This is a genomic window from Pseudomonas bohemica, assembly GCF_002934685.1.
GTDB classification, from domain to species: Bacteria; Pseudomonadota; Gammaproteobacteria; order Pseudomonadales; family Pseudomonadaceae; genus Aquipseudomonas; species Aquipseudomonas bohemica.
In genome coordinates this window covers 129357-154626 of the sequence record NZ_NKHL01000119.1, presented here as the reverse complement: position 1 = coordinate 154626, position 25270 = coordinate 129357, and the positions used below count along the sequence as shown (strand labels likewise).

The window sequence follows — 25270 nt, the reverse complement described above, 5'->3', positions numbered from 1 at the left end:
GCGGCGGGCAGCTAAAGGGCGGGATTATAGCGTAATGAACCAAGATATGGCGCGGGGCGAATAAAACCGTGCCGGTGGTTGTCCGGGCGCACAACGGCCGACGGCAACGCGGGGAAGACGCCTTTTCGTGAGCCGCTGCTGCAGATGCACTGCAATACATATCTACCGCCCTGCCCTGAACGAACCCTGATTGATTGCTTGCGCATCACGCAATCCCGCGTTGACGGCGCCCTGCTTTCCAGAGGGCCAATCAGGAAACACGATCCATGCTCAAGCTCACACCTGTCCGCGCAGCACCTGCTGCCACGCAGCCTGGCGCTGCAGCCGCGCTGAAACGTCTGATCCAGACCCACACAACCCTCGTCGAAGAATCGCGTCATTTGCCCAAGGCACCGCAGGTATTGCTCGACGCCCTGAAGAGCGGAAACAAAGTGCAAGTCGAGGAGCACGTCAGTGGTCTGTTGCAACGCCTCACCAGCTACTGGCAAACGCTCAGCGCCTCGGGACGAAGTCGGGCAAGTCTATTTGCTGACTGCCTAGAAAAGTCGATCCATGACGAGGCCTTGATCAAATCCCACGAGAACGAACTCAGACCGGACGCCGTAACGTGTATGGCGCAGTCCGGCCCCGCCTCAAGTGACGGCGCGCAGGGCCAGGTCAGCGCCTCATCGCTGCATGTGCAATTCAACGCTGCGACCCGGGTGGAAATCCGGGGTGCGCTGGTCATGACGTTGGCAACCGGGCGCACGCTGCTGGCATTGCCGGGCATCGGCCTGACCGAGTTCGCGACCCGGCACGCACTGCTCGATACCGTCGCTCAGTGGCTCAACGACACGGAACTGCGCTGGGCCTTGCTGATCAACGCCGATCAGCGCCATCAGGACATAGCCTTCGCCGTCGCCAATGATTCGGACCTGTTCATCGACGCCTTCAGCGCATCCGATGTGCAGCTACAGGCCATCACAGCCAATCCGTACTTGCATGCGGTGCAAAGCCAGATCGATAAGCAACGTGAGGATGTGCGCTATGTCTGTGGCGCCGGGCTGACCACTGACCCTGACCAACGGGCCGCACAGATCGAGCGCGCCATTGCCATGTCCGGACTGTTCGGGCCGGCAGCGATGCTGGAGCGACGCGAACGAGTGCTGGCCGAACGCAATATGCGCGCGGCCTTGCCGCAGTGGATCAAAATCGCTTCGGTGACGGATCTCGAATTGCTCAAACAGCACATGCAGCGTTACGACCAGGCCCGCGAAGCCCTATCCAGTGCCCTTAACGGAGCGGCTTCTGCCGAGCAATATGCAGATGTCAGCCTGCGCGCGGCCATCGCCAACGATCTGGGTTACGACCTCGCGCCCGACAAGATCAGCGTGAGTACCCAGCGCACCCTGCCGATTACCGGCCAGCACTACACCATCACGCGCACCCTGCCCCAGCTGGCGCTTTATGGCCTGCACCCGGATGACCAGGCGCCGGGCTCGGCTTTTCTGACCAAGACCAGAATCAGCATCGATGGCGTGCCGGTGGGCAGCACTCACCCCGCGCTGACGCCTGCTTATATGGCCCGTACCATCGAGGCGCTGAATCTTCGAGCCAGCTTCGGGGAGTATCAGCGCAAGACCTACGCCAGGGTGTCCAACCAGAAACTGATGGGCGAGTTGATCGGCATCCAGCTGGCCGAGTCGGCCTATGCCGCCAGAATGCAGGGCCATATATCGGCCGACGACTTCGCCGCGATCAAGGCCATGACCGGGTCCATGCCTCTTGAAGACGGCGCAAGGTTGACGGTCCAGCACATTCGAATGAATGACAACGTCCTTGCGCGCCTGTTGGTCGTGAGGAAAGACAATGCCCAGGGAGAGCTTGAGCGGCTGATCATGTTCGCCTCGGACGCGCCGCGAACTCAGCTGTTCCAGAGCTTTGCCAACGAAACGCAGCTGCTCCATGAACTGGTGGCGTGGGCGACCATTCCCCAGATGCGCGACTACTTGCTCGCCCAACTGCAAGCCTCCAATCGCCCTGCGCTGAACCAGACCCTGGACGCTCTCACACACAAACCTCACCCCGAGCCCGACTTCGTGCAGCTGACGACACTGCAAGGCTACGACGCAGCTTTGCAAGGGCTGGTCAGCGAATTGGTGCAGATCACGCTTTCCAATCAGCAAGCCCACACCCCCGACTGGTATATGAAGGCCAGTCCCGCCCAGCGCCAAAAACTGCTGGCTCTGGAAGACGCGATCAATGGCGCCGTCAGTAATTACGACGCGCAGCCGCATACCAGGGTTCAGGCGTTCGATGACTATGTGCACCAGCGTGCCAGCGAGAAAATCGCTCAGTTGCTTAACGTGCCCGCCGGCACTGTGGACCCTGACCGCATCGTCATCACGTCTGCGCGAGAAACGCTGACCTACACCCAGATGATGCGCAACGGCTATGACGACAGCCTCGGCTTTCTCAACCCGGCCGCCGATACCATGGCGACGTTCAGCGGGCCGGAAGGCGTTGATCTGAGCGCTCTCACGCCGGAGCAGGTCGCAGGCTCGGTGCGTGGCAAATGGCTCTGTGACGCCTACGTCGCGCTGATCAGGCGTACGCTGCTGGACCCTGCATCCACCGGTTACGGATTCCGCCGCCAGGCCAGCACGCAGATCACCTGCCTGCAGATGCAGGCCGCCGCACTGCGCAGCCTGCTCAAAGGACACATCGATGCGGCTCAATATCAATGGCTCGAAGTCGCCATCGACAACGCTCATCGCACCGACGCCGAGAGCCGTGCCCGCTATCCGATTCATCCGCTGCAAATCCACATCGACAAACCCTTCATCGCCTCGCACTTGAAGCTGCTGGATCAACTGGTCATTCCCAACACCAAGCTGACTCATTTGGAAACCGTGCAAGGCTGCTTCGCCCTGTTATCCAACGAAAACAGGCTCGCGCCGCTGCTTTATACACCGCAAGCCCCCGACGGGGTCGAGTTCCGGGTATTCGGTTCGTTCGTTGCATCCCTCAGTCAACCGGGCATGATCGACTACTACAAGGATCGTTGCCGAATCAACGCGCGCCGAGTTCTGTCATTCTTCCTCAACGATATGAAACAGGGCAATGCCAACAAACCACCGGTCATTCCAAAGGAGTCGATCGCCGACTTCGCGCAGTTCTGCTTTAACCGGCCGATCGAACGCAAGCTGCGGGACGTGGAGGACACCACGACCGGTCGCCATGACATGCTTAGCCAGTTGATCTGGACCACTGTCGACATCGTTGCCACGGTGCTTACGATGCCATTCCCGCCTGCCAGCTTCGTGGTCGGCGTCGGGCTTTCGCTGCGTGACAGCTTCAAGGCATTTCAGGCGCTGACGGGCGAGTCGCCGGAAGACGCCGATGCGCTGATTCTTGCCTCGATGCTGAACATGGCCGGGGCCGCAGGCGACTTGCAGTCAGGTTTGAAGGGTTTTGGCGGCCTGCTGCGCAAGCTGGGCAAGGGCTCGAACACTACCGCTAAGCCTGCCGCGCTGAAAAAACTGTCGCGCTCAACCAAAAGCGAAAAACTCTATCCGATCGAACTCGAGGATGAGCCGTTCCTGATCGGCAAGCCCAATGCGAACGGCCAGGCGCCGGTGTACCGCAGTCTGGGTTTCGACAATGAGGATGTTTACGCGACAAGGCACTATGCGCTCAAAGATGCCAGCGGCGCTTGGCGGCCGCTTGGGCAGTCATTCTCCACTGCAACGCCGCCCAGGCCGGATGCAGTGAGTGCCGACCGTGTCGTGCATATTTCCCTGCGCGACCTGCCTCGGGTCACTGAAGGACACGCCAACGGCGTCTACCTGGGTAACGGCACGCATTACATCGAAATGAACGGGCGGGTCTATCAGGTCCAGTACGACGCGAGCCTTCGCTGCTGGAATATTGTCGACCCGCAAAACCCGTATGCGTTTTTCGGGCGCCAGCCAGTAAAACTGGACAACCAAGGCCAGTGGAGGCTGATCGAGCGCACGGGCCTGCGCGGCGGCGGCAAGGATGACCTCACCGGCTTCACGCCGTTGCAGGCGCAAACAGCGACAAGCGCCACTGCGCATTCGAGCCTGGATGAGTTCCAAGTGCCGAAGAACTATCAGCGCCATTTGGACAGAATCATCGACATTGCGCCGCTGGATGACCTGGGCGCGGGACTGGAGGAATACTTCGAAGTTTTTTACGCAGAGATGCGGGAAGTGCTGCGTGCGGTCAAAAAGAAGCTTTACGACCGCGCCCAGGAGTTCTTCGAGCAAGCCGTTGTGCTGCCTCCTCGCCCGCCGATCCCCGCAATCAACTCGCCCGCAGGTGTCGGCAGCTTTCTGGAAAGTATCTTTACCCACAGCAAAGGACTGGTCCTGAGCGAAGCGCCCAAATCCATCGCCAGCAAACATTTGCTCATCAAACACATGCAGGACCTGGTCCAGCAGCGTGTCGAAATTATTTACCTGCCACACCTGTTCACCGACAAACACCTGCGCAAGTTGGCCAAGTATCACAACAAAGGCCGAACCATTCGCTCCGGTTCTCACGAGATCAAATACCATCTGGAGTTCATCAACGGTGGCGCGCTGGATAATACAAGCCGCGAATTCGACTACTACCACCTCATCAAGGAAGCTCATCGCCACGGCATCGAGGTTCGTCCATTGAACTCCTCGGTCAGCTATCCGGTGGATGGCTTCGAGGTCGCAACGCCTGCCGCGGACAGCGCAGCGGCAAAAAAAATGAGCAACTTCTTCGGCCACAAGGTCATCAGCGCGGACGTTGCTCAAGATCCGACCAGGCGCTGGATCGCCTTGCTCGACCAGGAGGTGGCAACCACCGACGAACAAATCCCCGGTATTGCCGAGTTGCAAGGTGTGATCAGCGTGCACATCGAAGATGTGCCAGCGGGCCGGGCAACACGCATCAGCGTCGATACTGGCCGAGCGGCCACCAATGCCCATTCGGCGCCGTGCGACTTCAAGATCGAGTTTGCCAACCCGAGTATGGCTGACCCTGCCCTGCCCACCGATATTGCGAGCAACCTGAACAGCCCTGCCGTTGCGGTTTCCGAAAAAGCCCGCCCCGCTGCCACAGGTTTTCGCTGGGACGAATCGGCAGGCTGGCAACGCATCGCCCCTGAGCAGTGGGTTACCGACACTTCGCCGACGGCACTGCAACAGTCGCTCGCCGACGCGGCGTATGAGATGCCCACAGAGATGCGCGAGATGCTGCACGAGCTGGCCTACAACCGGCACCGTGGCCTGGACAGCCGGTACTTTTCTCCTGACGAGAAGGCCGTACCGGTAGAGGAGCATTTCTACGAATTACGTCAGAAACTGCAAACGGATTCGCGGCACATCATCTTCGACGATTTTGCCGCGCGTCCGACGATGCCAGTCCTTGAGTCGCAACCTGGCATCGAACAATTCATCACCGACCTTTATCAGCAAACCGATGGCGTGGTCGTCGGCGAGTTTCACGCGTCGATCGCCAGCAAGAAATTCATCATCGACAACCTGCCGCTGCTCACACAACAGAACGTGAAGACGCTGTACATGGAGCATCTGATGACCGACCTGCATCAGCTGGACCTGGATCGTTTTTTCGAGACAGGTCATATGAGCGAGCGGCTGCTGGGCGATCTACGAAGTCTGGATCGCGGTCATCTGACCGACCCGAGCAAGCTGTACACCTTTGAAAACCTGGTGCTCAAGGCCCAACAACACGGCATTGAAGTTCGCGCCATCGATTGTGCCGCCAGTTATCACCTCAAAGGCATTCGTCTGGAGACCCCGACCACTCGACAGCAGATGATGAATTACTTCGCCTCGCGCACGATTCGCCGCCATCAGGCGATCGTTGGCAAGCACAGGTGGGTCGCGCTCGTGGGCAATACTCACTGCAACACCTACAAAACCGTACCCGGCATCGCCGAGCTGGAAGGGGCGATTGGCCTTCGCCTGGATGACGTGGCCCCCGGGGCCTCCCGAGGAATTACCATCGACGTCGGCGAATATTCGCGGCTGCCACTGGGCGGCCGAGAAGGCTTCATCAAGAGCGATTTCAAGATTGATATAGAGGTGCCGGGCACCATCATCGACCTCACGCCTTCACCCACTCTGCCCCCGGAAGAGCGCTTGGCGCGGCCTGGCATGATGTTGGTCGAGCAAAAGTCCGGACAGCCTGCGGTCATCGTCCACAGGGCTCGAGATAACGCGATTTATCGCACACCCGTGCTGACTGACGCCGAGGGCAAGGTGTTTGTCGATCGCCCGAACTGGGCCGCGATGAACCTTCACCTGCAGCCTCAGGAAAACCTGGATACGCTGTTGCGCAAACTGCAGCGCAACGGCTTTAACCAAGTGGGGTAACCACGCCCAAATGCCGAAGTGCCAGCTCCTGAACAGGCTGTCCACTTCGGCATACCCTCTCAAGGCGCTTTAGGCAGCCGCTGCTCCAGCAATTGGTGTAGCGCGCTGTCGGCCGGCCAGTTGCGCATGAACCGCGCGCGATCCTTGGCAAACGCCGCAGCGAACGCGCTTTGCGAGCTGTGCTGACACATGGCGTCGAGATCGATCAGGGCCCAGCGGTCCTGATGCCAGAACACGTTATGCCCCTTCAGATCGCCGTGGCTGATGCGCTCGCGGATCAACTGCGCGAACAGCCTGTCCAGCGCCTGCAACTCACTTTCCGGCGCATCGCCTGTGGTGGCATAGGGCGCGAAACGCTCGATGATGTCGGGACCCGGCAGGTATTCGGTGACCAGATAAGCCTTGCGCCGTAACCAGAAGATTCGCTGCTCCAATAACGCCAGTGGCTTGGGCGTGGCGATGCCGAGAAACATCAGACGATTGCCTTCACGCCACGAATGCCAGGCGCGGCTCGGGCGCCAGAAGCGTTTGAGCCAATGAGTGAAGTTCTTGATGTTGTAGCGCTTGATTACCAAGGCCCGGCCATTGACCTCGGCTCTGGCCACGCTCGCGGCGCCTCCGGTTTTGTACAGGTGGCCGCTGTCGATCAGGGTGTCTGCGTTGTCGAGCACCGGCAGCATGGCAGCTTCTTCCTCGCGACGAATCGCGCGCAGCCCGAACGGGCCATCCGAAACGCCGAACAGGCTGCACTCTCGCCCAACCTTGATCAGGTAATCGCGCAGGCGCCATTGGCTGACCTTGTCGATCTGTTTTCGCAACGCTTCGACGGGCAGCGCGTGTTCGCCATTGCTCAACAGGTAGTAGACCAGCAGTTCTTCGGTGAAGGGTTCGAGCGTCTTTGGCAATTGGGCAAAGAACACACCTAGGTTTTCCAGCACCTTCTGGCGGGACAGCGGCTTGCCGGCTTCTTCGACGCGAATGCCAGCGCCATCGATAAGGTAGAGATTGCCGTTCTGACGTAGCAGGTTGTCCAGATGCAGGTCTTCCTGCCACAGGCCCTTGGCGTGCATTTGCCCGACGACAGCAAGTGCTTCGCCCAGCACGGCGGTTTGTTCATCGGCCAATGGCGGCAGGTATTCGACGGACTTCCACGCATCGCCAAGGCTGCGGGCCTGATCGAGAAACTCGAACAGCAGCCAGCCGCCCTCGCCTTCCTCAAGCCCATCGGCCAACAGCAACGGTGTGGTCAGGCCCTGCTCGGCAAGCAACTGCACGCCTGCAAGCTCGCGCTGAAAATGCCGAGGCGCCTTGTGCCCGACCAGCAACTTGGCCAACACCGGCCGCCCGCGCCAGACTCCGGCGCCCACGTAGCGCTGACCGGGCAGCACGCGCAGCAGGCTCAGCAGTTGCAACTCGGCCGGACCGGCAGCATCCGCCAACGCAATGCTCATCGGCAGCGTCGGGGTGCGACCGGCGTTTTTCAGTTCAGACAAACGCATCAGCGCCCTCTTTCATTCAACTGGATCCGTGATCTGACAGGTACAAGTTACCTGTGGGAGTGAGCTTGCTCACGAAGACGGTAGTTCTGCACAGCAAATGGGTTGGGTGTACTGCACCCTTCGTAAGCAAGCTCACCCCACAGGTCTGTATCCACTTAAATCATGCTTATCGATTGCTGCGCTTATGACTCCCACGCCTGGCCAAGCGCTGCCACCACGCATCAACCAGACCACTGTCGCCCGGCGCCTGCAAATAGGCCGCGAGCAGTTCGCGGATTTCCGCTTCGTTCCATACCGGCGCGCGGCGCAGCAGCGGTTCGATGTCCTTGACCCGGTCGCGCTGGCCGAAGATCGATTTGCGGGTTTTCTCAAGGTCGATCAATTGGGCCTGATACGCGCCGCCCTTCGCCTTGAGAAAAATGTGCTTGGGATAGAAACAGCCATGCACCTGCCCGGCCTTGTGCAGCGTGCGCGCCAGTTGCCCGCAGGCCTGCAGAATGGCCAGGCGCCGCGTGGCAGACAGCTCGCCCCACTGCAACAGCAAAGTGTCCAGATCGGTCCAGCCATCCAGCGCGCGAGTCATCAGGATCGCCCTGCGCTCGCCCTCGACCTTCTTCTCGCCATAGAACACCGCGTGCAGCGCCGGAATCCCGAGTTTCCGGTACAGGCTGATGTTGCGAAACTCGCGGGAGAACGAAGGTTCGCCCAGCGGATGATGCAAGGTGCGAGTCAGGTAGTTGCTCTGGCGCTTGAGGTAATAGCCCGAACCGTCAAGCTCCAGGCGAAACACGCTGCTCCAGCCGCCGCGCCCGGTGTTGGGCTCGTCGACCGCGTCGAGTTCCACGTCCCACAGCGAGTCGAAATCCGCCAGACCGTGACGCTCCAGCAGGGCGCGGTCGGTTTCAGCGATGAAAACACTCATTCGCGTCCCTCGAAAAAGCTGACGATGTGCCGAATGCGCTTTTTGTCTGAATCATTCAGGCGTTCGCGCCCCCGATATTGCAGATAAAAACGCAGGCGCTGGGTGGCCGACAGGTGATATTTGGCCACCTTGTCCAGACACGCCAGATCCTTGGTGATGCGATAGCGCAGCATGAAGCTGACCCAGAACGCGCCGTTGGGACAGTCGATCAGGAACACCGTCGAGCGATCATCCACCAGCAGATTGCGCCACTTCAGATCGTTATGGGTGAAGTGATGATCGTGCATGGCCCGGGTGTAGTGTGCGACCTGCTGGCTGATGCCATCGACCCAGGCACGGTCGTTCAGACGCGCGTCATGGGTTCGGGCCAGCTCCGACAAATCCTCGGTGCGCGGCAATTCGCGAGTGATCAACGCGCCACGATCATAAGCGGCGCCCTTGCGCTCTAGCCCCCAGGCCACGACCTCGGCGGTCGGGATGCCCCACTTGGCGAAACGCTTGAGATTCTGCCACTCGGACTTGACCCGCGGCCGACCCAGGTAGCGGCGCAGGCCCTTGCCCGCGGCCACGTAGCGCTTGACGTAATAGTTCACCCCGCCGCGCTCGACGCGAATCACTTCCGACAGTGGATCGCGTGTCAGGCGTTCGCCTTGCAGGGCAAAAACAGCGTCCAGAGAGCCGAAGTCATCGGCCAGCGCAGCGTATTCCGGTTCAAGGTTCCAACCCGCCATCAGAGCGCATCCCCATAGCGCAGTTTGCGCTGATAGAGCTTCTCGGCCTTGGCTTCGAGCCAACTGAGCAATGCCGATTCTTCGGCGAGAATCTGCCGCAGCGGCTGCTGAAAGTAACCCTTGAGGAAGCGCAGCTTGTCGCGACGGGTCAGTCCGATATCCATCGCCGAAAAATACAGCGCGGCCAGGTCCTTGTTGCGCCAGCGCATGGTGATCGCCGGGCGGGTCTGGGCGCGGTGCAGGTCGATCACCGAAAGCTTGAAGTCCTCGGGCGTGACCGGCGTGTCGGTGTGCAGCAGGAAATGGCAGATGTAGCAGTCGCGATGGTTGACCCCGGCGCGATGCATCATGCCGACCAGACGCGCGACTTCGGCGATATACGCCCGCTTCATGCGCGGCTCGGGTGGCTCGTTGCGCCAGTTGATGCTGACGTCTTCCAGGCTTTCGGTCGGCGCCAGTTCCTCGGTGACGATGAATGAGTGTTGCGACGCCGGACTGTTGCCACGCTCGCCATAGGCCACCGCGGTCATGGTCGGCACGCCGACTTCGTGCAGGCGGTTGATCGCTTGCCATTCCTGTCCTGCACCGAGCACCGGCAATTTGGCGCTGAGCAGGTTCTTCGCCACTTCACCCCAGCCGATGCCGCGATGAATCTTGACGAAATAGCCACGCCCGTCGACTTCAGTGCGCAGCGTGCGGCGGTTTTCCAGTTCGCGATAAACCTGACCTTGCAGCGCCTCGACGGCTTCGAACGCATCGCGTCCGGCCCAGAGGCTCTTGAAGGGTTCAGCAAGGATCAATTTCATCCGTGGTGCTCCGCCAGAATCACATCCGCAGCGCGCTGCGGCATGCTGTAAAGATCAGCCGTGTCGGCGAATGCCAGCCCATTGCGACGCCACACATCGCGCGCGGCGTCATCCTTGAGCATGCGGGCCAGGAATTGATTGAGCTGGCTCTGCTCGAACGGCTCATCCAGTACCAGACCGCTGTCGGCCTCGGCGATGTAATGGGCGTAACCACACACCGCGCTGACCAGCACCGGCAGCCCCGCGACCAATGCTTCGAGCAGCACGGTGCCGGTGTTCTCGTTGTAGGCCGGGTGAATCAACAGATCAGCACCCAACAGGAAACGCGGGATGTCGCTGCGGCCTTTCATGAAGGTGACGTTGTCGCTCAGTCCCAGCGCTGTGCTTTGCAGCTGGAACACCTTGGGATCGTCCTGGCCGATGACAAACAGCCGCGTGCGTTTTCTGAGCTCCGACGGCAGCGCAGCCAGCGCCTTGAGGCTACGGTCGACGCCCTTGGTCTTGAAGCCGGAACCGATCTGCACCAGCAGCAGGTCGTCATCGCCCAGCTTGAACTCGCGACGGAACTCGGCACGAATCTCGGCGGCGTTCTCCGGCGCGCGACGATCCTGGGAAATCCCCGGCGGCAGCAGATGGAAGCGCTCAAGCGGCGTATCGTAATGCTTGATGAACAGCGGCTGCTGCACTTCGGAGATCATCAGCACTTCGGTTTTCGCATCCCTGGCGAACACCGCGCGCTCGTAAGCGGCGAAGTGGCGATAGCGGCCCCAATGCTTGTACAGGCCGTGACGCAGGGTTTGCGCCTTGTCTTCGAAGCAGCCATCGGCGGCGTAATACACGTCCAGGCCGGGCATTTTGTTGAAACCGATCAGACGATCCACCGGGCGTTTGGCCAGGTCGGCGTTCATCCAGTCGGTGAGTTTTTCGTTGCGTCGATGGTTGAAGATCGCCTTGACCGGCGCCACCAGCACTTCGAAGCCAGGCGGCACGTCGCCTTCCCAGATCAGGGTGTAGACGCGGATGGTGTGACCGCGTTGCTGACATTCCAGGGCGATGCGCATGAAATCGCGCTGCAGGCCACCGAAGGGAAAGTATTTATAAAGCACGAAGGCCAGTTGCATCACGGATGTTCCTTTGCCAGCAACAGCGAACCCAACTGGCTCGCTACTCGCTCGGGATTCAGGCGAGTGAAGCACATCGGCCACTCGCGTTCGGTATCGAACTGACGCTGATCTTCAGCCGTCGGTCGATAGGTGCATTTCTTTTGCAGGCATGGCGCACAGGCCGGATAGTCGCCCGCCAGATGGACTTGCGACTTGCCATAAGCGCCGGTCAGGCCAGGATTGGTGGGGCCGAACAACGACAGGGTCGGCACGTCCAGCGCCGCCGCCAGATGCCCAAGGCCTGTGTCCACGGCCACGCAGCCTTGCGCGCCAGCCAGCACTTTGGCGACGCCGGCCAGATTGAGTTTGGGGAGCACGACGGCTTTATCAAGGCCCTCGGCGATACGCTCGGCGCGGGCCTTTTCTGCCGGATTGCCCCACGGCAGATGCACCTCCAGCCCTTGCCCGATCATGCGTTCGGCCAGCTGACGCCAGTAAAGCTCCGGCCAGTGCTTGGTGTCCCAGGTGGTGCCGTGCAAAAACAGCACGAACGGCGTGTCGCTTTCGGCGTTCAGCAGTCGGCTACGATCAAGCCCGTAATCGCCAAGGCCCGCAGGTATTTGGTAGCCCAGTGCTTGCGCGAATAGCTGACGCAGGCGCTCGACCGCGTGCTGCCCACGGGCCACGGGGTAGGTCCGATCATAAAAGCGCGCAGCCAGAGGCTCACGTGCAGAGTTTTTGTCCAGACCGACGACAGGCGCTTTGACATAACGCGTCAGCCAGGCACTTTTCAGCAGGCCCTGAGCGTCGATGACCAGATCGTAATGAGTGTCGCGCAGCCGCTGTTTGAACTGGCGCCACTGGCCATTCCTGAAGGTCTGCCAGAGGTTTTTGCGCCAGCGACGGATAGCCACCGGAATCACCCCGGACACCGCGGGATGCCAGGTCGGGATTTCCGCGAAGCCTTCTTCCACCACCCAGTCGAACTGAATGCCGGGTACCGCGCGAGCGGCATCGGTCAGCGCAGGCAGGGTATGAATGACGTCACCCAGCGACGAGGTCTTGATCAGCAGTACCCGCAAGTCAGGCGACCTCTACCGGCGTGCCGCCCAGCTGCCTCAAGGCCTGGATCACCGAATCCGGCTCCAGCAGACGCAGGCAGTTGTAGTGGCCGAAACGGCAGGTGCGATCAAAGCAGGGGCTGCATTCGATGCCCAATTGCACGATCTCGACCTGATCGGCCAGCGGCGGTGTGAAGCCCGGCGAGGTAGAGCCGTAGACCGCGACCAGCGGACGATTTAGCGCAGCGGCGACGTGCATCAGCCCGGAATCGTTGGAGACCACGGCATCGGCGCACGACAACAGGTCGATGGCTTCGGCCAGGGAAGTGCCGCCGCTCAGATTGGTCGACTCTTCACGCAGGCCGGGAATCAAACGTTCGCGGATGCTTTCACCAACCGCATGATCGTTCTTCGAACCGAACAGCCAGACCTGCCAACCCTCGCGGATCTTCGCTTCGGCGACCCTGGCATAGTGCTCGGACGGCCAGCGTTTGGACTCGCCGAATTCTGCGCCAGGGCACAACGCCAGGACTGGCCGATCAAGGCTCAGCCCGAACTTGGCAAGCGCGGCATCGCGGCTGGCGGTTTCGATTTGCAGGCTCGGTTTAGGATAAGGACGCAGCAGTTCAGCGTCCCTCTCGTAGGCCAGCGCCATGAAGCGCTCGATCATCAACGGGTATTTCTGTTTATCCAGCGTGCGCACGTCGTTGAGCAGGCCATAGCGGAATTCGCCACGCCAGCCGGTGCGTTTCGGGATGCCGGCGAAGAACGGCACCAACGCCGACTTCAGGGAATTGGGCAGCAGAATCGCCTGGTCGTACTGGCCCTTGAGCGATTTACCGATGCGCCGGCGAGTCGCCAGTTCAAGGGCGCCGTGACCGAGCGGAAAGCTCAAGGCCTTGCGCACCTCGGGCATACGCTCAAGGATCGGCCGGCTCCACTCGGGGGCCAGGACATCGATCTCGCATTGCGGGTGACGCTGCTTCAGGCACTGGAACAGCGTCTGCGCCATCACCATGTCACCGACCCAGCTGGGCCCTACGATCAGAATTCTCATGCTCAATCCAAAAACGACCAGAAACGAGCAGGGAGGCCCATCAGACTGCGTGGTGCTTGCACACAGCCTGACGCCTCCCTGTCATAGCTTTATATATGCCCGCCAACATCCGGACTTTGCAGTGTTTTACTGACCCCTTCGCGAGCAAGCTCGCTCCCGCAGGATTCACGATCTACCGTGGGGGTGAGCTTGCTCACGAAGGGTCTGGAGGACTCAATGAAAATTCCTTCATCTATCAACTCAACCCCAACTGCCCCCAGATCCGCATCACTTCACGCCGCTCGCTGGCGAACTGATCGCCGCTGACCACGCCCGCATCCTTCTGCAGGGCTTGTCGGTGAGCGGCGGAACGGTACGCCTTATACACCTCGCGCAACAGGCTCGCGTCGGCGGCGGGTAGCAAACCTGCCTCTTCCAGACCCTCGAGAATGCGGATGTTATCGGTGTATCGAAGCAGAGCGGGATGCTCTCTGGACCACGCCAAGGCCGCGTATTGCACCATAAATTCGATATCGACGATACCACCGGCGTCCTGCTTGAGATCGAACGACGACGTGGGCTCGAAGGCGTTTTCACCCTTTCCGGCCGCCGTGCCCCGAGTGCCGAGGTTGTCGCGCATCTTGGCGCGCATGTCGCTGACTTCCTGTCGTAACAGCGTCAGATCGCGCGCACGCCCCAGCACTGAAGCGCGTACGGCCTCGAACCCCTTACCCACATCGGCGCTGCCCACCAGCACTCGCGCACGCACCAAAGCCTGATGCTCCCAGGTCCAGGCTTCGTTCTCCTGATAACGCGAAAACGCACCCAGCGAACTGACCAGCAGGCCCGACGCACCGGAGGGTCGTAGACGCATGTCCACTTCATACAGCTGGCCGGAGTTGGTCTGCGTGGTGATCAGGTGAATGATCCGCTGCCCAAGCCGGGTGAAGAACTGCGCGCCGTCGATCGGTTTGGCGCCATCGGTCTCGGCCTGCGGATCGCCGTCATGAATGAACACCAGATCCAGGTCCGAACCATGCCCCAGTTCTATGCCGCCGACTTTCCCGTAACCGACTATCACGAATCCCGGATCACACAACGTACCATCGGGACGGCGCGGCGCCCCATGACGGGCAACGGTATGCCGCCAGGCCAGCGCCAGCACCTGCTCGAGAATCGCCTCGGCCAGCCAGGTCAGGTAATCGCTGACTTTCATCAGTGGCAGGCTGCCGGTGATTTCCGAAGCCGCGACACGCAGGCGATGCGCCAGTTTGAAGTGGCGCAGTGCTTCCATCTGCTGCTCCAGATCGTCTTCAGGGATCCGCGTCAGTCGCTCGCGCAACTCGGCCGCCAGCTCAGGCGCCTGCGGCGGGCTGAACAAGCGTCCCTCGTTGAGCAGCTCATCGAGCAAGAGCGGGAAGCGGGCGATCTGCTCGGCAATCCAGGGGCTGGCCGCGCACAGGGTGAGCAAGCGTCGTAGCGCGCCGGGGTTTTCCGTCAGCAGCACCAGATAAGCCGAACGCCGCGCCACTGCTTCGACCAGAGGCAGCACGCGTTCGAGAACCAGATCGGGATTGTCGTGTTCGACCGCTTGGGCGAGCAAACGCGGAATGAACGCGTCGAGCCGTTCCCGCCCAAGACGCTGCATCGAGCGCAGCTGGGAGCTGTTACGCAGGTTGCTCAGATGTTTCAGCGCTTTCGGCGCATCGGCGAATCCGCCTCCCTGCAGCTGAAGACAGGCGCTTTCTTCGTTTTGCGATTCTTCCCACAGCGGCAACCATTCGCCGCCGACAATCTCTTCGCCGCCGTCCTCCTGACCCTCTTCCTCATCGGGGTCCGCGATGACCTGCCGGAAATGCCAGTCAACTCGGCCGCGCCAGTACATCAACTTCTCGTGGAAGGCGTCCCAGTCGGCAAAACCCATGATCAATGCGATGCGCGCCTGATCCAGCGCATCTTCGGGCAACATCTGGGTCTGCCGGTCGGCAATCGCCTGAATGGCATGCTCGGTGTAGCGCAGGAATTCATAACCTTCGCGCAGTTCGGTGATGACCGCCGCTGGCAGATAGCCCTGCCCTTCGAGCGTGCGCAGCACCTTGAGCAATGGTCGCTGTTGCAGGCTCAGGTCGCGGCCGCCATGAATCAGTTGAAAAGCCTGGGCGATGAATTCCACTTCACGGATGCCGCCCGAGCCCAGTTTGATGTTTGCCGCCATGCCTTTGCGGCGGACTTCCTGCTGAATCAGCTGCTTCATGGTGCGCAGCGCTTCGATCGCGGAAAAATCCAGGTAACGTCGATAGACAAACGGTCGCAGCATCTCTAACAGCTCGGCGCCCTTGGCCTGATCGCCGCCCACCACCCGCGCCTTGATCATGGCGTAGCGTTCCCAGTCGCGGCCCTGATCCTGGTAATACTGCTCCAGCGCGTTGAAGCTGAGCACCAGGGCCCCGGATGAACCGTAAGGCCGCAGGCGCATGTCGACGCGGAAGACGAACCCATCGACAGTCACCGGGTCCAGAGCTTTAATCAGCCGCTGGCCGAGACGAATGAAGAATTCCTGGTTGTCCAGCGCTCGCTTCACGCCCTGTGTTTCGCCGCCTTCGGGGTAAGCGAAAATCAGATCGATATCGGAGGACAGGTTCAGTTCGACTGCGCCCAGCTTGCCCATTCCGAGGATGACCATTTGCTGCTGCTCGCCGCTGCGGCGCCCGGTTGGCGTGCCGAATTGCTGGCAATGCCGCTCGTACAACCAGCGATAAGCAAGGTCGATACTGCCATCAGCCATGTCGGAAAGGTCACGGCAGGTTTCGACCAGATCCGCCCGACGTGAGAGGTCGCGCCAGATAATTCGGACTTGCTGACGTGTCCGTTGACGACGTAGATTACGCCCCAGTTCATCGTCGGTAGTCGCTTGGGCAACCGCATTGGCGATGTGCTCACGCAACTCACCGGCCGTAAAGCTGCGTTCCAGCTCGCCCGATGCGGCGAGATCGAGCAGCATCTGCGGGTCGCGCACGATCTGATCGGCGACGAAATCGCTGGCCGCGCAGATGCGATCGAAAGCGGCCAGACGTTCGGCGGGCCAGGCATCGAAAGTGGCCAGGCCAGTATCGGACGAAGCGGCGAGCGCCGCGCGGAACGACTGCTGCGCACGAGTGACCAACGGCAGAAGGACGGCCGGCAGATCAGCCAGCGAGGGGAGGCTCATGGTCTATCCTTGATCGGCGTTCAAAAGACTACCCGCCGTGAGGGTTGTACACACGTTACGGACCGGACTGTCGAACAAAGGTTAAAAATTGCTGGCATTTACCTGTTTTTGGTTGCCAGCACAATTGAGCAACTGATCTTTTTATGGTTTCCACCAACATTATTCATTTGATTCGTCGCAACACATGAGCGAAAACATCGTTCAGCTGTAGTTTTACTACTGTATATACAAGTCGAAAAGCTGAAACGGCTAAAGATTTGTAGTAAAACTACACAACGCCGGGTACCCATCCGGTCATCCAAGAATTTTTACGTCGTCTGCCCACAAGGCCAGTCGCAACAAACTCAGGCAACCGATTCTGGAAGCCTTTCCGCCCTGGAGCAAGCCATGCAAGACCTCGATCCCGTCGAAACCCAGGAATGGCTGGACGCCCTGGAATCGGTTCTCGACAAAGAAGGCGAAGACCGTGCTCATTACCTGATGACCCGTATGGGCGAGCTGGCCACACGTAGTGGTTCGCAGCTGCCGTACGCCATCACCACGCCATATCGCAACACTATCCCTGTCACCCACGAAGCACGCATGCCTGGCGACCTGTTCATGGAACGCCGCATTCGCTCGTTGGTGCGTTGGAACGCCCTGGCGATGGTTGTCAAAACCAACATCGGCGATCCGGATCTGGGCGGTCACATCTCCAGCTTCGCTTCCAGTGCGACCCTGTACGACATCGGCTTCAACTACTTTTTCCAGGCCCCGACCGACGAACACGGCGGCGACCTGATCTACTTCCAGGGTCACGCATCGCCAGGCGTCTATGCCCGTGCGTTCATGGAAGGCCGTATCACTGAAGACCAGATGAACAACTTCCGTCAGGAAGTCGATGGCAACGGTCTGTCGTCCTACCCACACCCGTGGCTGATGAAAGACTTCTGGCAGTTCCCGACCGTTTCGATGGGTCTGGGTCCGATCCAGGCTATCTATCAAGCGCGCTTCATGAAGTACCTGGAGCACCGCGGCTACATCCCTGAGGGCAAGCAGAAGGTCTGGTGCTTCCTGGGCGACGGCGAGACCGACGAGCCGGAATCCCTGGGCGCCATTGCCCTGGCCGGTCGCGAGAAGCTGGACAATCTGATCTTCGTCGTGAACTGCAACCTGCAGCGTCTGGACGGTCCGGTTCGCGGCAACGCCAAGATCATCCAGGAACTGGAAGGCGTGTTCCGCGGTGCTCAATGGAACGTCACCAAAGTCATCTGGGGCCGTTTCTGGGACCCACTGCTGGCCAAGGACGTCGATGGCATCCTGCAACGTCGCATGGACGAAGTCATCGACGGCGAATACCAGAACTACAAGGCCAAAGACGGCGCCTTCGTTCGCGAACACTTCTTCAACTCGCCGGAACTCAAGGCGATGGTTGCGGACATGTCCGACGACGAAATCTGGAAACTCAACCGTGGTGGCCACGACCCGTACAAGGTCTACGCCGCTTACCATCAGGCGGTTAACCACAAGGGTCAGCCGACCGTGGTTCTGGCCAAGACCATCAAGGGTTATGGCACCGGCGCCGGTGAAGCGAAAAACACTGCGCACAACACCAAGAAAGTCGACGTGGACAGCCTGCGTCACTTCCGCGACCGCTTCGACATCCCGATCAAGGACGAACAGCTCGATTCCCTGCCATTCTTCAAACCGGAAGAAGGCAGCGCCGAAGCCCGTTACCTGAGCGAGCGTCGCGCCGCGCTGGGCGGTTTCGTGCCACAACGTCGCGCTGAAAGCTTCAGCCTGCCGACCCCGCCGCTGGAATCCCTCAAGGCGATCCTGGACGGCAGCGGCGATCGCGAAATTTCCACCACCATGGCCTTCGTGCGCATCCTGGCGCAGCTGGTCAAGGACAAGGAAGTAGGCCAGCGTATCGTTCCGATCATCCCGGACGAAGCCCGTACCTTCGGTATGGAAGGCATGTTCCGTCAACTGGGCATCTACTCTTCCGTAGGCCAACTGTACGAGCCGGTCGATAAAGAACAGGTGATGTTCTACCGCGAGGACAAGAAAGGTCAGATCCTCGAGGAAGGCATCAACGAAGCAGGCGCCATGTCCTCCTTCATCGCTGCAGGTACTTCGTACAGCAGCCACAACCAACCGATGATTCCGTTCTACATCTTCTACTCGATGTTCGGATTCCAGCGTATCGGCGACCTCGCATGGGCCGCAGGCGATAGCCGCACCCGTGGCTTCCTGGTCGGCGGCACGGCCGGTCGTACCACCCTGAACGGTGAAGGGCTGCAGCACGAAGACGGTCACAGCCACATCCTGGCCTCGACCATCCCGAACTGCCGCACCTACGATCCGACCTACGGCTACGAGCTGGCGGTGATCATTCAGGACGGCATGAAGAAGATGTTCGAAGAGCAACAGGACGTCTTCTATTACCTGACCGTGATGAACGAATCCTACACCCAGCCAGCCATCCCGGCCGGTGCAGAAGAAGGCATCGTCAAGGGCATGTACCTGTTGGAAGAAGACACCAAGGAAGCCGCGCATCACGTGCAGCTCCTGGGTTCGGGTACCATCCTGCGCGAAGTTCGCGAAGCGGCGAAGATCCTGCGCGAGGAGTTCAACGTCGGCGCGGACGTCTGGAGCGTCACTAGCTTCAACGAACTGCGCCGCGACGGCCTGGCCGTAGAGCGCAGCAACCGTCTCAAGCCAGGCCAGAAGCCACAATTGAGCTACGTTGAAGAATGCCTCAATGGTCGCAAAGGTCCAGTGATCGCGTCGACCGACTACATGAAACTGTTCGCTGACCAGATCCGTCAGTGGGTTCCGACCAAGGAATACAAAGTCCTGGGTACCGACGGTTTCGGCCGTTCCGACAGCCGCAAGAAGCTGCGTAACTTCTTTGAAGTCGACCGCCACTTCGTCGTGCTGGCCGCCCTGGAAGCCTTGGCCGATCGCGGCGATATCGAACCGAAAGTAGTGGCTGAAGCCATCACCAAGTTCGGCATCGACCCGGAAAAACGCAACCCGCTGGACTGCTAAGGTCTGCGCTGAAGATCGTATAGAGCGCTGACAGATTGCGCAAAACAGCCTGCGATGCGGAATTTACTTCGGTAAATGAGCATTCAGGGCTGTTTTGTCGCTAGGGAACCAGCGCAGTCGAGTGAACAGGTTCTCCTAAGGAGAGACATTGTGAGTGAGCTAATTCGCGTACCCGACATCGGCAACGGTGAAGGTGAAGTCATTGAGTTGATGGTCAAGGTCGGTGATCGCATCGAAGCTGACCAGAGCGTTCTGACGCTCGAATCGGACAAGGCGAGCATGGAAATTCCTGCTCCAAAGGCCGGCGTCATCAAGACCATGAAGGTCAAGTTGGGCGATCGCCTGAAAGAAGGCGACGAGCTGTTCGAACTGGAAGTGGAAGGCGAAGCTGCTGCCGCCCCTGCTGCTGAACCGGCCGCTGCCGCTCCAGCACCCGCAGCCGAAAAACTGACTGAAGCTGCGGCACCTGCTCCTGCCGCCGCACCTGCTCCAGCTGCCGCTGCCGCTGATGCCGTTCAGGACATCCACGTTCCTGATATCGGCTCTTCGGGCAAGGCACGCATCATCGAGCTAATGGTCAAGGTGGGCGACAGCATCGAAGCCGACCAATCCCTGATCACGCTGGAATCCGACAAAGCCTCGATGGAGATTCCTTCTCCAGCCGCTGGCGTGGTCGAAAGCATCAGCGTCAAGGTCGAAGACGAGGTCGGCACTGGCGATCTGATTCTGAAACTGAAAGTCGCGGGCGCTGCACCGGCTGCAGCCCCGGCACAAGCTGCCGCCCCGGCTCCGGCCAAGGCTGACGCGCCTGCATCAGCGCCTGCTGCTGCCCCGGCCGCTGCTCCAGCTCCGAAAGCTGAAGCGGCTCCCGCGCCAGCCGCGGCGCCAGCACAAAGCGGCGCCAAAGTCCACGCTGGCCCAGCTGTTCGTCAGTTGGCTCGCGAGTTCGGTGTCGAACTGAATGCTGTGACCGCCACAGGTCCCCATGGCCGTGTGCTGAAGGAAGACGTGCAGGCGTACGTCAAATCCATCATGACCAAGTCCAAGGATGCGCCAACTGCTGGCGGCGCCACCGGCGGCTCGGGTATTCCACCGATTCCGGAAGTCGATTTCAGCCGTTTTGGCGAAATCGAAGAAGTGCCGATGACGCGCCTGATGCAGCTGGGCGCGACCGGTCTGCACCGCAGCTGGCTGAACATCCCGCACGTAACTCAGTTCGACCAGGCGGACATCACCGACCTGGAAGCTTTCCGCGTCGCGCAGAAAGCTGTCGCAGAAAAAGCCGGCGTGAAACTGACCGTGTTGCCACTGCTGCTTAAGTCCATCGCTCACCTGCTCAAGGAACTGCCGGACTTCAACAGCTCGCTGGCGCCAAGCGGCAAAGCGGTCATCCGCAAGAAGTACTTCCACATCGGTTTTGCGGTCGACACCCCGGATGGCCTGCTGGTCCCTGTGATCAAGAACGTCGACCAGAAGAGCCTGCTGCAACTGGCTGCCGAAGCGGCCGAACTGGCTGAGAAGGCACGTTCCAAGAAGCTGTCGGCCAACGACATGCAAGGTGCTTGCTTCACCATCTCGAGCCTGGGTCACATTGGCGGCACCGGCTTCACGCCGATCGTCAACGCGCCGGAAGTCGCGATCCTCGGCGTATCCAAGGCCACCACGCAGCCGGTCTGGGACGGTAAGGCGTTCCAGCCGCGCCTGATGCTGCCGCTGTCGTTGTCCTACGATCACCGCGTGATCAACGGCGCTGCAGCTGCTCGCTTTACCAAGCGTCTGAGCGAATTGCTGACGGACATCCGTACGATCCTGCTGTAAGCCTCAAAAAGGCCCGCTCATGTGGAGCGGGCCTCTGCCGTTTTCGAGCTGCCACGCTCGTACCTCAACCCCGCTCATTGGCGGGGCTTTTTTTGGGCGGCTGGTTAGCAACGCGGGCTGGAGCTAACGCTCTTCGCCTATCTGATGCCGAACATCATTCTTTGCGACATATGCGCGTGCGCAAAATCTTCGTACGACGCAGAATCTGTAGGAGACGTCGGAGGTTACGACGGCAGCCAATGCGGCGCGTCGGGCGCAGATGGGATGTTTGCTCCTCCGTCTTCGCTGCCGTCGTAACCTCCGACGTCTCCTACAACAATCGTGTCAACCTGCGGCGTCTGCGTCCGCTGTTGATCTTGCGAAGCGGTGGGTCAGGTGCAGATGGTTGTTTGCTCCTCCGTCTTCGCTGCCGTCGTAACCTCCGACGTCTCCTACAACAATCGTGTCAACCTGCGCCGTCTGCATCTGCTGTTGATCTTGCGAAAGCGGTGGGTCAGGTGCAGATGGGATGTTTGCTTCCCCGTCTTCGCTGCCGTGGTAACCTCCGACGTCTCCTACAAGGGTCGCGTCAACCTGCGCCGTCTGCATCTGCTGTTGCTTTTGCTCTCTAACGCGATGGTTCAGACGCCGCCGAACGCGACTTGGGTGCAGGCTGAACGCAGGCTTTGCTGCGCTTTTAAACGCAAATCGCCGAAGGCGAAACCATTCGTACGTTAGGACGAATCCCGATCAGCGCCACCGAGATAAAGGATTCATACACATCTCATTATCTTCAACAGCCAACTAATAACCACTTACCTCCTCTGCCCCCAAATCCGACCAACAACCTTCAGTTAATCCTCGATTTGCCGACAGATTTATAGCACTAAGCCATCGCGCTCACTTGTCAGCCCGTTCGCCATGATGCAACCTTGCGACACGCGATTTCACAATGGGCTTCTTGCCCATGCGCGACCGTACTCTTAAAGCGAGTTCCTTCATGAAAAGCCAACCTGATGCTGCCGCTCGATCGGCAGCCGAGGTCGTGACGCAATTGCCGGTGCCTTCGCGGCTCGGCATGCTGCGTTTCGAGCGGCTGAATGAAGCCAGCTGGGCAATGCTGTACCTGGATCCCAACTGCGAAAAGCAATTCGACATGCCGGCCATGGAGCTGTGCGCCCTCATCGGAGCGCCCTATGCCAGCTTGATGGAGCCTGACGCCCGCTACCAACTGCACGATGCGATCCAGATGCAGCTGGTCAGCAGTTCGCATTACATCATCCGCTACACCCTGCACACCACCCGTGGCCCGCTGGGTCTGCTGGAGATCGGCGAAGGCTACCGGCAGCACAATCGTGAGTTGCTGCGTGGCTATCTGATGGTGGTCGATGAAGTGTTCGATTCCAGCGAACTGGCCTTCAGCCCGGACCTGGAGGTTCAGAACTCTCGCCTGCAGATCGCCCTTGAGTTGAACCAGCGCGCCCAGCACGAACAACTCAAGCATCTGGAGCGTGTCCGCGCCCAGCAGAGTCTGATTCTGCGCCTGGCGCGCCATCGCTACAGCTCCAGCAACTCTTTGCAGGAGGCGGCAGAGCTGATCACCAAGAGCGCCTGCGAAATTTACGACATCTCCCGCGCTGCGATCTGGAACCTCGATGGCAAGACGCTTGAACCGATTGCCGAATACCGACGGCAAACCGATGAGTACCTCAAGGCAGAGCCGATCGACATCAGTCGCTTCCCCAGTTACCTCGAAGCCCTGCACACCAGTCGGGCCATCGATGCCAGCGATGTAGAGTCCGACCCCCGCACCAAAGAGCTCGCCGAGTGCCTGCGCCCGCGCTACATCAACGCTATTCTCGACGCCAGCATTCGCATCGACGGGCAGGTGGTCGGCGTGTTGTGTCTTGACCACAGCGACACGGCTCGCGAGTGGCAGTCCGACGAGATCGCGTTCGCCGGCGAGCTGGCCGATCAGTTTGCCCAGGTCATCAACAATCACAAGCGCCGCACCGCCACCAACGCCCTGCACCTGTTCCAGCGTGCGGTGGAACAGAGCGCCAACGCGTTTCTGCTCGTCAATTGCGATGGGGTGGTCGAGTACGTCAACCCCAGTTTCACCGAGATCACGCAGTACAGCGCCGACGAAGTCCACGGCCATCGCCTGTCGGAACTGCCAGCGCTGGAAAATCTGGGGTCGTTGCTACTGGACACCAATTCAAGCCTGGTCAGCGGCAACAGCTGGCAAGGTGAATTCAAGAGTCGACGCAAGAATCTGGAACCCTACTGGGGCCAGTTGTCGATCTCCAAGGTTTATGGCGACAACCGCGAGCTGACCCATTACATCGGTATTTACGAAGACATCACCCAGGCCAAGCTCTCCCAGCAGCGGATCGAGCGCCTGGCGTATACCGACAACCTGACCAACCTGGGCAACCGTCCGGCGTTCATCCGCACCCTCGACGAGCATTTCGCCCGAGACGTCGAGACGCCCATCAGCCTGCTTCTTGTGGACATCGACAACTTCAAGCGCATCAATGACAGCCTTGGCCACCAGACCGGCGACAAGCTGCTGATCAGCCTCGCCCGTCGTCTGCGCAACAGCCTGAGCCCGACCGGCATCCTGGCGCGCTTCGCCAGTAACGAATTCGCCGTGCTGCTGGACGATACCGGCCCCGAAGACGGCCAGCGCATCGCCCATCAGGTGCTGACTACCCTCGACAAGCCGATGTTCGTCGACAACCAGTTGATCAGCGTCACCGGCTCCGTGGGCCTGGCCTGCGCGCCGCTGCATGGCCGCGATCCGCAGACCCTGATGAAAAACGCAGGCCTGGCGCTGCACAAGGCCAAGGCCAACGGCAAGCATCAGGTGCAGGTGTTCACTGAAGCGCTCAACGCCGAAGCCAGCTACAAGCTGTTCGTCGAGAACAACCTGCGTCGCGCACTGACCCAAAACGAGCTGGAAGTGTTCTATCAGCCCAAGCTGTGCCTGCGCACTGGCCGGCTGTTGGGCATGGAAGCGCTGCTGCGCTGGAACCACCCGGAAAAGGGCATGATTCGCCCGGACCAGTTCATTAGCGTCGCCGAGGAAACCGGCCTGATCATCCCGATCGGCAAATGGGTGGCGCGCCAGTCCTGCCGCATGAGCAAGCAACTGACGGCCGCCGGTTACGGCAAGTTGCATGTCGCCATCAACGTTTCGCCCAAGCAGTTCTCTGATCCGGAGCTGGTCAGTTCCCTGGCCAGCATCCTGCGCGAAGAACAACTCGACCCTTCGTTGCTGGAGCTGGAGTTGACCGAAGGCCTGCTGCTGGAGGCGACCGATGACACGCGCCTGCAACTGGAGTCGTTGAAAACACTGGGCCTGACGTTGGCCATGGACGATTTCGGCACCGGCTATTCATCCTTCAGCTACCTGAAGAAATTCCCCATCGATGTGATCAAGATCGACCGCAGCTTCATCCGCGATATTCCGGATGATCAGGACGACATGGAAATTACCTCGGCGGTCATCGCCATGGCTCACAACCTCAAGCTGAGCGTCGTGGCCGAAGGCATCGAGACGGCTGAGCAACTGACTTTCCTGCGTCGTCATCGTTGCGATGTGGGCCAGGGTTATCTCTTCGACAAACCAATCCCCGGCGAAGACCTGATCAACGCCCTGCGCCGCTACCCTCGCGGCCCGCTGGCCTGAGTCGAT

At 60.2% G+C, this 25270-nt stretch carries 12 protein-coding genes; 4 read left to right on the top strand and 8 right to left on the bottom strand.

Going from position 1 to position 25270, the window contains the following annotated elements; translation table 11 throughout:
• The first annotated feature begins 266 nt into the window (after positions 1-266).
• Positions 267-6374: a membrane-targeted effector domain-containing toxin gene (locus CE491_RS24890; protein WP_110950990.1), complete on the top strand. Its 6108-nt coding sequence runs from the start codon at positions 267-269 to the stop codon at positions 6372-6374.
• Between the two features lie 59 nt (positions 6375-6433).
• Here the strand turns inward: CE491_RS24890 and CE491_RS24885 are convergent, their stop codons facing one another.
• From CE491_RS24885 to glnE, 8 genes are all read right to left on the bottom strand, one after another.
• A complete protein-coding gene (locus CE491_RS24885) occupies positions 6434-7873 on the bottom strand; it encodes a lipopolysaccharide kinase InaA family protein (RefSeq protein WP_110950989.1) in 1440 nt (479 codons plus the stop codon).
• A 166-nt stretch (positions 7874-8039) separates the two neighbouring features.
• Positions 8040-8795: a lipopolysaccharide kinase InaA family protein gene (locus tag CE491_RS24880; protein WP_110950988.1), complete on the bottom strand. Its 756-nt coding sequence runs from the start codon at positions 8793-8795 to the stop codon at positions 8040-8042.
• Positions 8792-9526: a lipopolysaccharide kinase InaA family protein gene (locus CE491_RS24875; protein ID WP_110950987.1), complete on the bottom strand. Its 735-nt coding sequence runs from the start codon at positions 9524-9526 to the stop codon at positions 8792-8794. Before CE491_RS24875 ends, CE491_RS24880 begins: the two co-directional genes overlap by 4 nt.
• A complete protein-coding gene (rfaP, locus tag CE491_RS24870) occupies positions 9526-10332 on the bottom strand; it encodes a lipopolysaccharide core heptose(I) kinase RfaP (RefSeq protein WP_110950986.1) in 807 nt (268 codons plus the stop codon). The genes CE491_RS24875 and rfaP overlap by 1 nt, the downstream gene beginning before the upstream one ends.
• A complete protein-coding gene (locus tag CE491_RS24865; protein WP_110950985.1) occupies positions 10329-11453 on the bottom strand; it encodes a glycosyltransferase family 4 protein in 1125 nt (374 codons plus the stop codon). Before CE491_RS24865 ends, rfaP begins: the two co-directional genes overlap by 4 nt.
• Complete coding sequence (gene waaC / locus CE491_RS24860) at positions 11453-12517, bottom strand: lipopolysaccharide heptosyltransferase I (protein ID WP_110950984.1); 1065 nt, start codon at positions 12515-12517, stop codon at positions 11453-11455. Before waaC ends, CE491_RS24865 begins: the two co-directional genes overlap by 1 nt.
• A gap of 1 nt (position 12518) precedes the next feature.
• A complete protein-coding gene (gene waaF / locus CE491_RS24855) occupies positions 12519-13553 on the bottom strand; it encodes a lipopolysaccharide heptosyltransferase II (RefSeq protein ID WP_110950983.1) in 1035 nt (344 codons plus the stop codon).
• Positions 13554-13788: 235 nt separating this feature from the next.
• Positions 13789-16740, bottom strand: a complete 2952-nt coding sequence (gene glnE / locus CE491_RS24850; protein WP_110950982.1) for a bifunctional [glutamate--ammonia ligase]-adenylyl-L-tyrosine phosphorylase/[glutamate--ammonia-ligase] adenylyltransferase — start codon at positions 16738-16740, stop codon at positions 13789-13791.
• Between the two features lie 387 nt (positions 16741-17127).
• On the opposite strand from glnE, the gene aceE reads away from it, so the two are divergent.
• The 3 genes from aceE (at position 17128) to CE491_RS24830 (ending at position 25264) form a co-directional block, all read left to right on the top strand.
• Complete coding sequence (gene aceE / locus CE491_RS24845) at positions 17128-19773, top strand: pyruvate dehydrogenase (acetyl-transferring), homodimeric type (RefSeq protein WP_110950981.1); 2646 nt, start codon at positions 17128-17130, stop codon at positions 19771-19773.
• Positions 19774-19923: 150 nt separating this feature from the next.
• Positions 19924-21591 (top strand): dihydrolipoyllysine-residue acetyltransferase, encoded by a 1668-nt coding sequence (aceF, locus tag CE491_RS24840; RefSeq protein ID WP_110950980.1) that lies wholly within the window; start codon positions 19924-19926, stop codon positions 21589-21591.
• Positions 21592-22570: 979 nt separating this feature from the next.
• Positions 22571-25264, top strand: coding sequence for a putative bifunctional diguanylate cyclase/phosphodiesterase (locus CE491_RS24830; protein WP_110950978.1), 2694 nt, complete (start codon positions 22571-22573; stop codon positions 25262-25264).
• Positions 25265-25270 lie beyond the last annotated feature (6 nt).

What these genes read in the sequence shown, in the direction of transcription:
- CE491_RS24875 (WP_110950987.1), bottom strand. Translation starts at nt 9,526, where the DNA reads ATGGCGGGTTGGAACCTTGAACCGGAATACGCTGCGCTGGCCGATGAC.
- rfaP (WP_110950986.1), bottom strand. Translation starts at nt 10,332, where the DNA reads ATGAAATTGATCCTTGCTGAACCCTTCAAGAGCCTCTGGGCCGGACGC.
- CE491_RS24880 (WP_110950988.1), bottom strand. Translation starts at nt 8,795, where the DNA reads ATGAGTGTTTTCATCGCTGAAACCGACCGCGCCCTGCTGGAGCGTCAC.
- CE491_RS24865 (WP_110950985.1), bottom strand. Translation starts at nt 11,453, where the DNA reads ATGCAACTGGCCTTCGTGCTTTATAAATACTTTCCCTTCGGTGGCCTG.
- CE491_RS24830 (WP_110950978.1), top strand. Translation starts at nt 22,571, where the DNA reads ATGAAAAGCCAACCTGATGCTGCCGCTCGATCGGCAGCCGAGGTCGTG.
- aceE (WP_110950981.1), top strand. Translation starts at nt 17,128, where the DNA reads ATGCAAGACCTCGATCCCGTCGAAACCCAGGAATGGCTGGACGCCCTG.
- waaF (WP_110950983.1), bottom strand. Translation starts at nt 13,553, where the DNA reads ATGAGAATTCTGATCGTAGGGCCCAGCTGGGTCGGTGACATGGTGATG.
- glnE (WP_110950982.1), bottom strand. Translation starts at nt 16,740, where the DNA reads ATGAGCCTCCCCTCGCTGGCTGATCTGCCGGCCGTCCTTCTGCCGTTG.
- CE491_RS24885 (WP_110950989.1), bottom strand. Translation starts at nt 7,873, where the DNA reads ATGCGTTTGTCTGAACTGAAAAACGCCGGTCGCACCCCGACGCTGCCG.
- CE491_RS24890 (WP_110950990.1), top strand. Translation starts at nt 267, where the DNA reads ATGCTCAAGCTCACACCTGTCCGCGCAGCACCTGCTGCCACGCAGCCT.